The organism is Pedobacter suwonensis (assembly GCF_900111825.1).
Taxonomy (GTDB): domain Bacteria; phylum Bacteroidota; class Bacteroidia; order Sphingobacteriales; family Sphingobacteriaceae; genus Pedobacter; species Pedobacter suwonensis.
On sequence record NZ_FOJM01000007.1, the window covers coordinates 22,639 to 37,683 of the forward strand.

The 15,045-nt window shown below is 40.0% G+C and carries 7 protein-coding genes; 6 read left to right on the forward strand and 1 reads right to left on the reverse strand.

Going from position 1 to position 15,045, the window contains the following annotated elements; all coding sequences use genetic code 11:
* Positions 1-16: 16 nt before the first annotated feature.
* From gatA to sov, 5 genes are all read left to right on the forward strand, one after another.
* On the forward strand, positions 17-1,435 hold the full coding sequence (gene gatA / locus BM107_RS10285) for an Asp-tRNA(Asn)/Glu-tRNA(Gln) amidotransferase subunit GatA (protein WP_090982931.1): 1,419 nt from the start codon (positions 17-19) through the stop codon (positions 1,433-1,435).
* Between the two features lie 209 nt (positions 1,436-1,644).
* Positions 1,645-3,048 carry a lytic transglycosylase domain-containing protein gene (locus tag BM107_RS10290; RefSeq protein ID WP_090982933.1) on the forward strand — a complete coding sequence of 468 codons (1,404 nt, stop codon included), beginning with the start codon at positions 1,645-1,647 and terminating at the stop codon, positions 3,046-3,048.
* Between the two features lie 242 nt (positions 3,049-3,290).
* Positions 3,291-5,612, forward strand: a complete 2,322-nt coding sequence (locus BM107_RS10295) for an NADP-dependent malic enzyme (RefSeq protein WP_090982935.1) — start codon at positions 3,291-3,293, stop codon at positions 5,610-5,612.
* Positions 5,613-5,618: 6 nt separating this feature from the next.
* Complete coding sequence (gene ruvA / locus BM107_RS10300) at positions 5,619-6,203, forward strand: Holliday junction branch migration protein RuvA (RefSeq protein WP_090982937.1); 585 nt, start codon at positions 5,619-5,621, stop codon at positions 6,201-6,203.
* Positions 6,204-6,213: 10 nt separating this feature from the next.
* Positions 6,214-13,413, forward strand: a complete 7,200-nt coding sequence (gene sov, locus BM107_RS10305; RefSeq protein ID WP_090982940.1) for a T9SS outer membrane translocon Sov/SprA — start codon at positions 6,214-6,216, stop codon at positions 13,411-13,413.
* Positions 13,414-13,746: 333 nt separating this feature from the next.
* On the opposite strand, the gene BM107_RS24645 is transcribed toward sov, so the two are convergent.
* Positions 13,747-13,896: a hypothetical protein gene (locus tag BM107_RS24645; RefSeq protein WP_159435221.1), complete on the reverse strand. Its 150-nt coding sequence runs from the start codon at positions 13,894-13,896 to the stop codon at positions 13,747-13,749.
* 402 nt (positions 13,897-14,298) lie between these two features.
* Here BM107_RS24645 and BM107_RS24650 point away from each other — a divergent pair, with 402 nt between their 5' ends.
* A complete protein-coding gene (locus BM107_RS24650; RefSeq protein ID WP_159435222.1) occupies positions 14,299-14,439 on the forward strand; it encodes a hypothetical protein in 141 nt (46 codons plus the stop codon).
* Positions 14,440-15,045: the final 606 nt, after the last annotated feature.

Consider the following 15,045-nt stretch of genomic DNA (forward strand, 5'->3'; position numbering starts at 1 on the left):
GCAATAATTTTTAGTTTTGAAGAAATACAGCTCTCTGAAGGAGATTCAGACACTCATTTCGCAAAAGCAATTAACTTTACCCGATTTATTGGCTTATTATTTTAAGCAAATTAAAAATAATGAACACCTCAATGCATTTAATGAGGTGTTTTTTTTATCGGCCGAAGTTCAGGCGAAAGCGGTACAGCAAAAGATAGAAAATGGAACTGCAGGTAAACTTGCAGGGATGGTAATTGGTATTAAAGATAATATCTGTTATGAAGGCCATATCGTTACGGCATCATCAAAAATGCTTGAAGGCTTTGTATCTCCATATTCTTCTACCGTTGTGCAACGTTTATTACAGGAAGATGCCGTTATTATAGGCCGTTTAAACTGCGATGAATTTGCGATGGGCGGTTCTAATGAAACATCCTACTTTGGACCGGCTAAAAATGCAGTAGACCCCGAGCTTGTTCCGGGTGGATCTTCAGGCGGTTCGGCGGTAGCCGTTCAGGCTGATATGTGTTTAGCTGCACTGGGTACCGATACGGGTGGCTCTGTAAGACAGCCGGCTGCATTTTGCGGACAGATTGGGCTTAAACCTACATATGGCCGTATTTCGAGATATGGGGTGATTGCTTACGCTTCTTCCTTTGATCAGGTTGGCCCTATTACCTCTTCAGTAGAAGATGCAGCATTGCTTTTACAGGTTTTAGCAGGTGCAGATGATTACGATTCAACAGTTTCTCCTCTTACCGTGCCTGATTATCCTGTTTTGTTAAATGAACAGAAAAAACATAAGATAGCGGTATTAAAGGAAACGATAGAAAGCGAAGCGCTTGATCCCGAAATCAAATCTGCTATTTTAAAATCAATTGAGCAGCTCAAAGCTGATGGACATACGGTAGCGTATGTTTCTTTTGATCTGCTGGATTATCTGGTGCCGGCATATTATATTTTAACAACTGCCGAAGCTTCATCAAATCTTTCGCGTTACGACGGCGTTCATTACGGACACCGTAACATGGAAGCAAAATCCCTAAATGAACTTTATAAATTATCCCGGGCCGAAGGCTTTGGCGAAGAAGTTAAACGCCGTATCCTTTTAGGTACTTTTGTTTTAAGTGCAGGGTATTACGATGCTTATTATCAAAAAGCACAGCAGGTACGTCGGCTGATCAGAGAAAAAATGGATGTTTTATTTCAGGATTATGACCTGATTCTTTCTCCTGTTGCTCCAACAGCAGCTTTTAAAATAGGTGATCACCTACAGGATGCACTGGTGATGTACATGGCCGATATATTTACAGTGTTACCATCTTTAAGCGGAAATCCGGCGATTGCTTTGCCAATAGGCAATAATGAGGGAGGTTTACCGTTAAGTATACAATTTACAGCCAAACATTTTGAGGAAGATAAGCTTCTGGCTTTTTCTCAGGCATTTTTATCATAGTTTTATTGTCATTGAAATTACGCACAATTTTTAATGCAAACAGCATTATAATCAAGTATGGCAATGACATTTTATTAACTGCTTTCCAGGTATAGTCTGGAAAGTCCGCAGTTCTCTCTCAATCTTTTTTATTGGAAAGAAGATAGAATCTGCATAAAGGTTTTGTAGGAATGCAAGCCATGGTTAATGAAAATTTGAACCAATAGCCCATGATTAAAAAATTACTTTTTGCTTCAATTTGTGCTTGTTTAGGAATTATTTCTTCCTCTTTTGCGCAGCAAACGCTCAAGCTGGATAGCCTGCCAAAGATTCGTAACAATATCTTTATCAATACTGATACCGTAGCGGTACCGGCTGTTTCCGAAAACCCCTTGACTATGGGGCAGAACTTTATTTATAAGCTACGGCTCGATTCTATTGCCAAAACAGTACCCCTTCCCTATAACGAATACGTTCAGCAATATATTGATATTTATGCCAAACGTAAAGACATGTTTGGTAAAATGATGGGTTTATCGAGTTACTACTTCCCCATTTTTGATAAAGCATTAAAGGATTACAATATTCCGCAGGAAATAAAATACCTTACCATAGTAGAATCGCAGATGAATCCGCACGCGATTTCGAGAGTGGGCGCTACAGGTATCTGGCAGTTTATGTTCGGCACAGGCAAGGCTTACGGCTTAAAGATGGATAACTTTGTTGATGAACGGAAAGATCCAATACAGGCCAGTTATGCTGCGGCAGCTTATTTTAGAGATGCTTTTGAAGAACTTGGCGATTGGCTGCTGGCCATTGCTGCCTATAACTGTGGAAAGGGAAATGTGAACCGGGCCATTGATAAAGCAGGATCGAGGGATTTTTGGGTAATCAGACAGTTTTTACCCAAAGAAACCAGAAATTATGTGCCAGCCTTTATTGCTGCGGTATATGTAATGAACTATTCTCACAAACACCAGATTACGGCACAGGCCTCGAATATGTTCCTCAAAACCGATACCGTACAAACTACCCGGTTTGTATCTCTGGCTACCTTAGCCAGGGTGCTTAATATTGAAGAATCGGCTATGATGGCTTTAAATCCATCGTATAAGAAGAAGATTGTTAACGGCACCGATGATGAACCAAAGCGTATTGTAATGCCAAAGTTGAGGGATATCGATTATGCAGGTATTTATGATGTGCTGAACAACCAGGAAGTAGAGGTTGACATGAAAGTGGTGGCTGCCGGTACCGATGATGTCCGGGATTTAAGAAAGCAAAAGAATAAAAGCGTAACTGCATCAGCTGTAGTTTTTCATAAAGTAACCTCAGGACAAAGTTTAAACACAATTGCTGATAAATTTGGTGTAGAAGTACAAGATTTAAGGGTTTGGAATGGTTTAAAAAGCAAAACACTCGTGCCTGGCCAAAGGTTGAAGATCTATGCCAAAAACCACAAACCATTAAAAGCGCCATCATCGTTTTTCAGTTATAAAGTGAAAATGGGCGATACCTTATCGGAAATTGCAGAGCGATTTGACGGGGCAACCGTACAAAGTATCAGAAGAGATAATAATTTGTCAAAAGCCGGTTTACAAGCTGGGATGATCCTGAAAATCAGCAAAGGATAATTCACAGCCTGTCTGGAATCTGATATTTATATCTAAAGGAATAGCGGTGAAATTTCTTTGGGGCAATATTGCTGCCATAACGGAGTCCATCGGTAAAGGAAGTCAGTCCGCTTGCTTTTCCCATTTAAATCAGAAACTAGACTTCAATCTCTTACCTGCCCATTTACTTTTTTTGAACGGCTTTTTATTTTAAGCCTCATAAAAAGAATTGTACCTTTGCGCCGTCACTAATAAGTTACTTAATGAGTAATACGAATAGAAAGCAAGATGCGTTGGATTACCACTCGCAGGGCCGTCCGGGAAAGATACAAGTAGTACCTACTAAGCCAACAACATCACAAAGGGATTTAACCCTGGCATACTCTCCGGGAGTTGCAGAACCTTGTTTAAAGATAGCAAACAATACAGAGGATGTTTACAAATACACCGCTAAGGGTAATTTAGTTGCAGTAATCAGTAACGGAACAGCTGTTTTAGGGCTGGGCAATATCGGCCCCGAAGCGGGCAAGCCTGTAATGGAAGGCAAAGGTCTTTTATTTAAAATATTCTCCGACATTGATGTGTTTGATTTGGAGCTGGATACTGAAAATGTAGATGATTTTGTAAAAATCGTTAAAGCTTTGGAGCCAACCTTTGGAGGAATCAATCTGGAAGATATCAAGGCGCCTGAATGTTTCGAGATTGAGCGACGTTTAAAACAGGAGATGAATATCCCTGTAATGCATGATGATCAGCATGGAACGGCCATTATTTCTGGTGCAGCATTATTGAATGCCTGCGAAATCCAGAAAAAGAAAATAGATAAAATTAAGGTTGTGGTAAGTGGCGCAGGTGCTGCCGCAGTTTCCTGCTCTAAAATGTACCTGAGCTTAGGCGTTAAAAAAGAGAACCTGGTGATGTTCGATATCAATGGATTGATTGATATCCACCGTACGGACCTGGATGATATCCGAATGGGCTTCGCTACCACAAGGAAGGATATTGCCAATATTGGAGAAGCCATGAAAGGGGCAGATGTTTTTATCGGACTTTCGGCAGCAAACGTTATATCTCCGGACATGTTGATGGGGATGGCCAAAAACCCGATTGTTTTCGCAATGGCGAATCCAAATCCTGAGATTGCCTACGATCTGGCCATCAAAACCCGTAAAGATCTGATCATGGCTACAGGCCGTTCTGATTATCCGAACCAGGTAAATAATGTGCTGGGTTTCCCTTATATTTTCCGCGGCGCGCTCGACGTTCGCGCAACCAGCATTAATGAAGCCATGAAAATTGCTGCGGTTAAGGCAATTGCCGAATTGGCTAAAAAATCAGTCCCTGAAGCGGTTAACCTGGCTTACAATGCACGAAACTTAAAGTTCGGACGCGATTATATTATTCCAAAACCTGTTGATTTTAGGTTGATTACCGAAGTATCAACGGCTGTGGCAAAAGCTGCAATTGAAAGCGGCGTAGCCAGAAAAATTATTACCGATTGGGATGCCTATAATGAAGAACTCAGGAAACGTTTAGGTTTAGATGATGCCATTATGAGGGCGGTTACAACCAAAGCGAAAATGGATCCTAAACGGGTGGTGTTTGCAGAGGCTGATAATTATAAAATTTTAAAAGCTGCCCAGATCGTCAAAGATGAAAATATTGCCATTCCGATCCTATTGGGTAACCGCGAAAAAATACAGGCAATTATTGATGAGCATGCTTTAGAACTCGGGGGCGTAGAGATCATCGATCAGATGCAGAATCCTGAAAAAACCAAACAATATGCAGAAGCACTTTTCAAAAAACGCCAGCGCAAGGGGGTTTCTTCTATGCGCGACGCGACAAAGCTATTAAGAGACCGTAACTACTATGGTGCTTCGATGGTTGAATTTGGAGAGGCTGATGCGATGATTTCGGGTTTAACTAAAAATTACGGCGCTACCATTAAACCGGCCCTTCAGGTAATCGGTGTGGAACCAGGTGTTAAACGCGTTGCCGGTATGTACATGATGATGACCAAAAAAGGTCCTGTGTTTTTTGGCGATACAACTGTAAACGTAGATCCAACGGCAGAGGAATTAGTAGATATCACTTTGCTGATCGATAAATCGGTTAAACAGTTTAACATTAAACCGCGCATTGCTTTATTATCGTATTCAAATTTTGGTTCTAACGATGGGATAACCCCCAATAAAGTTAGGGAAACCGTAAAGCTTCTTCATAAAAACTATCCCGAAATTGTAGTGGATGGAGAAATGCAAGGGAATTTTGCCATCAACAATGAATTGCTGCAGGATAATTTTCCATTTAGCACTTTGGCAGATGCCCCGGCCAATACTTTAGTGTTCCCAAATCTGGAATCCGGAAACATTGCATACAAATTGTTACAAGAGCTTGGCGGTGCCGAAGCAGTGGGTCCAATCCTGTTAGGACTGAATAAACCTGTTCATATTGTTCAATTAGGTAGTTCTGTACGCGAAATTGTTAATATGGTTACCATAGCTGTTGTAGATGTGCAGGGAAAAGAAGAAATTGCAACATCGAAACGAAAAGGTATATTTGGGAAAACAACTAAAAAGTAATATTACATGTACGCCTATATTGATGGTAGATTGACATTCAAAAACCCGGCTTATGTTGTGGTTGAGGCCGGAGGTATAGGCTATCATATAAATATCTCATTAAACACATACAGCGCTTTGGGCGATGCAGAAAGGTGCAAATTATATACCTGGCTGCATGTAAAAGAAGATGCACATACATTATACGGCTTCGCTGATGAGGGCGAACGCCGTTTATTTTTACATTTAATTTCGGTATCGGGCATCGGTCCAAACACCGGGAGGATGATTTTGTCCTCCATCACACCAATAGAGATTCAAACTGCAATTGTTAAAGCAGACTTGCCACTGATACAGCGGATAAAAGGCCTGGGTGCAAAAACCGCACAACGCCTGGTTTTAGAACTACAGGATAAATTAAAAAAAGAAGGGGCAGATTCATTAATTTCTATGCCTCAACACAATACTGTTAAAGATGAAGCGTTATCAGCATTGGTAATGCTCGGATTCGCCAAACAAACTGCCGAAAAAACTATAGACCAAATATTAAAAGTGACGGAAGGAAGTCTTTCGGTAGAGCAACTAATTAAACAAGCTTTGAAAACTTTATAGATTAACGCCTTTGAAGAGAATATCTACATTTCTTTTTCTCATTTCTCTCTTTTTAACTGCTTCTCAAACTACTTATTCTCAAGTTGTTGCAGGCAAAACGGATACGGTTAAGCCTAAAAATAACTTCAGCCTGCGTGAAAAAGAACAATTAGGGATTGGTTCGGCAGTTCATCCATTTTATCCATCTCCGAGTAATTTAAAACGAGTTGTAGAATACGACGCGAAGAATAAACGTTATGTGGTTAAGGAACTGATAGGAGAAAAATTTGTCCTTAATACCCAGTATTTAACCATTGATGAGTACCAGCGCCTGGTAAACAGCGAAATCAAAAGGGGGAACTGGCGTAGTATTTCCAATGCTGAAGTAAGCGATTACAGAACTACCGGCATTATTCCGAAAATCCAGGTAAACAGTAAAGCTTTTGAAAAACTATTCGGAGGTACAACAATTGATATTCAGCCTCGTGGCGAGGCCGAACTTACTTTTTTGGGCAGGATAAATAAAAACGAAAACCCACTTTTTAACGAAAGGCAAAGGGTGCAGACCAATTTCGATTTTAACCAGAGGATCCAGATGGACCTTGTTGGAAATATCGGTACCAAGCTGAAAATTAAAAGTAATTACAATACCGAAGCACAGTTTGATTTTGAAAATCAGATCAAACTGGATTATACAGGAGGCGCAGATGATATTATTCAGAAAATAGAAGCGGGTAACGTAAGTTTGCCTTTAAATACCTCATTGATTACCGGAACACAGGCGCTTTTTGGTATAAAAACGCAACTTAAATTTGGACGTTTAAACGTAACCAGTGTTTATACTCAACAAAAATCGCAATCGAGAGAGATTAAAATTACCAATGGCGCACAGCAAAATACCACGACATTAAGCATTGATAGCTACGAAGCCAATAAACACTATTTCCTATCGCAATATTTCAGAAATAATTATAACAGGAACCTGGCCAACGCACCTATTATCACTTCACCTATACAGATTACTAAAATTGAAGTTTGGATTACCAATAAGGCAGGGAGTACAACCGACTCCAGAGATGTATTGGGCTTAATGGACCTGGGTGAAAATGTTCCTTTCAACAATGTATTAATTACAGGTGGAACTTCAGGCTTACCGGCAGGAACTACCGCTACTGGTTTCGCACAACAATCAAACAACCTGATCTCGCAGTTAAACGCTTATCAGGGCGGAGCAATCAGGCAAACAAATTCTAATGCAGCCCTTTCTTTCTTCCAAACAACCCCAGCTAACAGTAGCAATACCGATAACTTTGCCAAACTGGTTTACGCCAGAAAGTTAACAGAGCGGGAATTTACCTTTCAGCCACAGTTGGGGTATTTATCATTAAACAACCCGCTAAATGCCGATGAGGTTTTAGCTGTTGCCTACCGCTATACCTATAATGGTGTAGAATATCAGGTGGGTGAGTTTTCTACCGATGTTCCTTTTGATGCGGCTAATCCAAAAATGCTTTATGCTAAGTTGTTAAAGAACGAAACGACCAAGATACAGCTGCCAACCTGGGATCTGATGATGAAAAATATTTACTCCATTGGTGGCTACCAGATCAGCAGTCAAAATTTTAAACTTGATATTTACCGTATTGATAATGAAACAGGGGTGGATAATCCGGTCATGACCGAAGGTCAGAATACGGCTAACAAGCAGTGGATTAACCTAACTGAATTTGATCGTCTGAATCAACAGAACGAACGGAAACCTGATGGAGTTTTCGATTTTGTGGCAGCAAACAATGCTTTTGGATCTTATTCTACAGCAAGTAATGCCAATCAGGCCAGTATGTTCGGTGTAGGCAGCAACGGACAAACCTCATTGGTTACCAATACCAATGCAGGTTATATTACCATCGATCCGGCAAATGGAAGAATTATTTTTCCGGTAATTGAACCCTTTGGTAAAGATCTGGCTGCAAAGTTTTTACCGAGTGAACAGGCGTTGATTAATAAATATACATTTACGGCACTATACGATTCAACACAAACCATTGCGAGGCAACTATTCCAAAACCAGAACAGGTATACCATCAGGGTAAATTACCAGTCTGACATTTCTTCTGAATTCAGCTTGAATGCCATTAACGTTCCGGAAGGCTCGGTAAAGGTTTTTGCAGGAACGATGCCACTAACAGAGGGCGTAGATTTTACCGTCGATTATCAGGGTGGCCGGGTAAGCATCATCAATCAGGCACTTCTGGTATCTGGTCAACCCATCAGGATTACCACAGAAAACAGTGAAACCTTTGGTTTGCAGCAACGGTCGCTTTTCGGAACCCGTTTAGATTATCGTGTAAATAATAAATTAAATCTCGGCGGTACAATAATGAACCTGACCGAAAAACCTTTAACCCAGAAGGTAAACATTGGAGAAGAGCCTATTTCAAATACCATTTGGGGAGCAGATATTAATTACAGTTCACCGTCAAGATTTTTAACAAAACTGGTCGATAAACTGCCGTTCATTTCAACCAAAGCACCATCAAGTGTAACATTTTATGGTGAATTTGCGCAACTGATTCCCGGTCATCCGCGAGCGCTGAATTTTGCAGGCAGTAAAAACGGGGTAAGTTATCTGGATGATTTCGAAGCTTCAAGATCGGTAATCGATTTAAAGAGTGCTATTGCCTGGCAACTATCCGGTACACCACAGCTTTTTCCGGAATTTAATAAATCCAACGATTTATCATACGGTTATAACCGGGCGAGGATCGCGTTTTACAATATCGATCCAACTTTTTACAATTCAGCCGCTTCTACTACACCTGCCAATATCAGGGGCAACCGGACCGAACTTTCTAATCACTACGTAAGAGAGGTAATTGAACAGGAGGTTTTTCCATTTAAGGAAACCGCAACAGGGCAGGCTTTAAACATTACCACTTTGGATGTGGCCTTTTATCCAACTGTTAGGGGGCCATATAATTTCCGTACTACTGATTTCAGGCCGGATGGAAGTTTGTTGCAGCCCAGGAACAGTTGGGGCGGTTTTCAGCGTAAAATCGAAACCAATGATTTTGAAGCCTTAAATGTTGGCTTTATCGAATTTTGGGTAATGGATCCATTTATTTATAAACCGAATTCGGCGGGAGGTGATATTTATTTCAACCTCGGAAACATATCAGAGGATATTCTGAAAGATGGTAGAAAATCTTTGGAAAATGGTTTGCCTGCTACAAACGATCCGAGCAAATATGATGAAACCGTTTGGGGGCGTGTGCCGAAACTACAACCCGTAGTGCAGGCTTTCGATAATGATCCAAATTCGCGTAGGGCTCAGGATGTAGGTTTGGACGGATTATCAGATGCTGATGAGAAAGTAAAATTTGCTGCGGCAATTACGCAGATCAAATCGCAACTGAATGCAACAGCTTCGGCAGCAATTGATGCCGATCCATCATCAGATAACTACACCTATTTCAGGGGACCGGCATTAGATCAGATCAATGCAGGTATTCTTAAGCGTTATGAAAAATACAACGGAACAGAAGGAAACTCTAAAACATCACAGCAGTCGCAGGAAGAATTAGGCCTTGAAAACTCGGCATCCACTTCGTTACCGGACGGGGAAGACATCAACCGCGATAATAACATGACGCAAAGCGATGAGTATTTTCAATATAAGGTTTCGATGCGCCCGGGTGATTTAAATGTTGGACAGAACTTTATTACTGATAAAGTCACCTCGCAGGTGAGACTGGCCAATGGAAACACGCAGGCCGTTTCATGGTATCAATTCAGAATCCCGATCAGCCAGTATCAAGATCGTGTGGGCGGTATCCAGGATTTTAAATCTATCCGTTTCTTTAGGATGTTTATGACCAATTTTGCCGATACTGCCGTAATGCGTTTCGCGAAGTTGCAATTGATCCGTGGGGAATGGAGGGAATTTAATGCTGCTAACCAGGCTTCGCAAGTAATTGTAGATCCTTCTTTACCTGCACTTACTCCTGATAATTCTACCATTGAAGTTTCGACGGTAAACATTGAAGAGAACGGCAAACGTTCACCAATTCCGTATGTAACGCCTCCTGGTATTCTTCGCGAGCGAGACTATAGCAATTACCGGGGCGATACACGTTTAAATGAGCAATCGTTATCGGTTACCGTAAAATCGTTAAGAGATGGTTACGGTAGAGCAGCATTTAAAACAGCTTACAGTGATTTCAGGTCTTATAAACATCTGGAAATGTTTATTCATGCTGAAGCGGTTAATAACCAGGTTTTAAATGATAATGATGTTGCAGCGTTCTTGCGGATTGGTACCGACAATCAAGATAACTATTATGAATATGTAATTCCGTTAAAGGTTACTAACCCCGGTACAAGAGATGCCGATGCCATTTGGCCTGAAGCCAATAGAATGGATATTAACTTAACGCTTTTTCAGAATGCTAAGTTAGCCCGTAACGTTGCCAAACAAGCGAACGGGCAGCCATGGCCTGCAAATGTTCCCTTTACCTATACCGATGGAACAAGGACAATCATTGTTAAAGGGCAGCCTGACATGAGCAAGGTTCGGGTATATATGGTGGGTGTTAAAAATCCGCTCCGCGCCGCCAATGATGAGCAGAATGATGATGGTCTTGATAAAAATGCACTGGTTTGGTTTAACGAATTAAGGTTAACCGAATTTGATGAAAGAGGCGGTTGGGCAGCCACAGGAAGACTGAACTTGAAACTGGCCGATTTTGCAGATGTAAATATTTCAGGAAGTAAATCGACCATTGGTTTTGGATCTATTGATTCGAAAGTGAGCGAGCGGAACCGTGCAGACAATGTGTTGCTTGATGTTTCTTCAGCAATGGAATTGGGCAAGTTCCTGCCACAGAAATCGGGTGTGAAAATACCGATGTTCGTGAATTACTCTAAACAGGTTTCTACGCCGCAATTCAATCCAAGGACACCAGATATTGAGCTCAAAAATGCATTATCACAATCTACCAAGGAGCAAAAAGATTCGATTTTAAATTTCGCACAGGATTATACCATTAGGAGGGGCATCAACTTCACCAATGTTAGGAAGGAACGTACCAATACCAGTAAACCTGCCCAACTCTGGGATATTGAAAATTTTGCTGCAAGTTATGCTTATACCCAATATAATCATCGTGATTTCATTAATCAAAACAGCATTCAGAATACCTACAGGGCATCGTTACAGTACAGTTATTCAAAAGAAGCCAAAACAATAGCCCCTTTTGAAAAGATTATAAAATCGAACATGCTGGCTTTGTTAAGGGATTTTAACTTTAGTATTTTTCCTAGCGCCATTAATTTCAGAATTGATGTAGACCGTTTATATTCAGAAAATACCTTGCGGAATAACGATCCGAACAATACTATTGGGCTTTACCAGAGCGGATACGGCACTACCTTTAACAAAAACTTTACCATGAGCCGTGTTTATGGTATTGCGTGGAACCTTACACGTTCATTACAGCTGGATTTTAATGCCACAAATTATTCGATTATAGATGAACCGGATGGCAGAATTGATGGCATTAAACGTGATACCGTTTGGCAGAACCTAAAGCGCTTAGGACGTACAACCGATTATAACCACAACTTAAACGTTACCTATAATTTACCGATTGATAAAATACCGGGACTAAACTGGGTGACCGTAAAAACCCGTTATGGAACCAACTTTAACTGGCAAACGGAGCCGCTATCTACCTTACGCGATCCGAATATAAATTTAGGTAATACGGTACAAAACAGCAGAACCGTTCAGGTGAACCCAACGTTAAACCTGACTGCGCTATACAACAAATTTGGCTTTATCAGAAATGCCGGGAATGATCAGGATGGGAGCAAAGCGAAGAACTTTTTTATCAATATCTTAACCAGCTTAAAAAATGTTAATGCCAGTTTTGTGCAGACAAAAGGTATTTTTCTTCCAGGTTATATGCCAACAACACAGTTTTTTGGTATCGACAGGGCTACAGGCGCGCCTGGTTTGGGGTTCGTTTTTGGTAGTCAGCGCGATATCCGCGAGATGGCGCTTGGCAATGGCTGGTTAACAACCGATACCTTACAGAACCAGTTATATGTTAATACACTGCGCGAAGATTTTCAGTTTACAGGCTTGGTTGAACCGTTTAAAGATTTACGGATTACTTTAAAAGCCAATAAAGCACAAACCAGAAATTTTAGTACCAATTTTAGGTATGTAGCCAGTGCATCATCATTTGAGAATCTGAGTGCAATTACTACAGGCGATTATAGTGTATCATACATCGCTTTGGGTACGGCATTTAAAGAAAGCAACTCGGCTATTGTCTCTGAATTATTCAATCAGTTTATGGCTAACCGGATAATTATTTCGAGAAGGCTGGGCGCGCAAAACCCAAATTCAGCTGGCATTAGTGGAGGGTACGCAGATGGATACGGCAAAGAAAGCCAGGATGTAATCATCTCTGCTTTTATGGCTGCTTATTCTGGCAAGGATGCCGGCAGAACAAAAATGAATGCTTTCCCTAAAATACCACTTCCAAACTGGACCCTGACGTATAGTGGTTTAACCCGTATTCCATTTATTGCAGATCAGTTTTCATCTGTCGATATCCGTCATGGCTATCGCTCAGCTTATAATATTAATGGATTTAATACCTTGTTGCGTTATCAGGAAACGAACGGCGCCGTTAGCAGTAGAGATGTGAATAATAATTTTTTGCCTGAATACCAGTTTGCTCAGGTAACCATTTCTGAGTATTTTTCTCCATTAGTTGGTTTGGATACCAGATTTAAAAATAACCTCACTGCTTCTTTCGAATTAAACCGGTCGCGTTTGCTGGGGCTTAGCCTGGCGAACAGTCAATTGGCACAGTTGTCTGAAAATAATATGGTATTGGGCCTGGGCTATCGCACCAATAAATTCCGCTTTCCGTTCGGATGGTTTAAAAGCCTCAAAATGGATAACAATATGGATTTTAAATTGGATGTGGCCATCCGTGATAACAAAACAGTTATCTATCGTGCCGATGTCATTGAAGCAGAAGTATCTTCGGGAGCCAAGAATATTACCTTAAGGCCGAGTGTAGATTATGTGTTAAATCAGAAATTTAATATCAAGTTATTTTACGATTCGAATATTACAAAACCTTATACTTCGCAAACCTTTAATACCTCTTTCAGTAATTTTGGTTTTAGCTTAAGGTTTACATTGAATTAATGATGTTTGATATTATTAACAGTAACATTCTAATATCATTACCTGATGCTGCATTTGCATCTCCTTTAAACTGCACTGTTATACACAGATTTCTGCAAGCATTGTTGTTTTTTACAAGTTGGATGATCGCAATACATATTTTTTACACACACGGTTGACTAACCCGTTTTGTATATCATGCAGCCTAAGGATATTAGTCTGTAATTTCTGTCCTTCTTTGTTAAGGGGCAGCAGAGGATGAATAGGGGGGCTTTGTTTAGCTAAGAGCGGAAATTTAAGCCGTTTTGGCATAGGAAACCCATATTCCTGAAAAGGTTTCCTATGGCTAAAGCTTTACTCTATGCTTTTTGCATATCTGGTATTCAGCCAAAATACAATGCTGGTTAATACGATAAAAACAGCCAGGATTATGGGCTTCACGATCAGCAGAACTGCCCAAAATAAGCTGAAAAAAATAATTGCAATAATAATTAGCTTACTCATAATTAGTTTTTGGTTAGGTATTGTGTATGGTTAGATTTACATAGATACGTAATTTTTCATTTAAAAGATTTGAATTCCAACAGAAAAGATATTCCTAATATGTTTGTATATATTGCGGTATTTTCTAATCTGTTAGCAATCAAATAATTAATATTTTTACGGTGTGATGTTTTCTGTATGTATAAATAGGCAGGATTGGAAAAAAAAACACTCATTTGCAGGATCAAGTATCTTCTTATGGTTTGAATTGTAGCGACTTTATCCTCCGGTTATAAGCCAAATGCTCTTAACTGATCATATTTTTCCTGTATAGGGCTTAGTATCGACCCTAATCTGGCGATGCGGATTTGCTGAACTACGTTTATTTTTTGATAAATTTGCATGTCTTTAAATAATCAGATAATGAAAAAGCAATTCACAATTGACTGGATGTTAATCTTATTATTACTTTGTGCCTTAGTGGTGATTTTAGTCGGTAAGGCAAGCCAGAGCAGGCAATTCCATAAAAATAGTCATGCCTTTAACGGTGTCTATAGCAGGTAATTTAATCGGATTGCTTGAATAATATACCGCTTCACGCTAAATAGCATTAATGCATTTTATTATCTAAAGATGCGTTTGTTCGTTAATCATAACCATAAATATGCATTATTGCGTTACACTAAGTTTTTTACTATGTTTGCATTCTAACCAAGTATTTTTTATGAGAGACCGTCCAACGGTGGACTGGCTATTGATCACTTTATTGATTTTGGCATTTATGCTAATGGTAGTCGATTTTCAGTGTCAGAAGAAACGCAATCAATTTAGGAAGAAGCAGATCATGATACTACATCGTAACTAATGGTGTAATTATTGAATGTGTTGTTATGTCCCTGAAATTTTAGTTAAGCGGGCAAACTTCCGATTGAAACCAGTATAGTCATCTTTGAAAGATTAAAATTATACTGTTGCTACTGGTATAAGTTCTGAATGTTATCTTTTTACATGTTCTCAGCGTGAATAAAACAAGCTTACCCGAGCACCATTCGTAATTGTGTTCGTTTTGAGTTCCTAAAAACTTTTAATACAAAATAAGAGGATAAATATAGTGTAAAGCGGCCTGCTTATCTGGTAATGAGGTGTTTGAAGCAATTAATTGACCGCTTC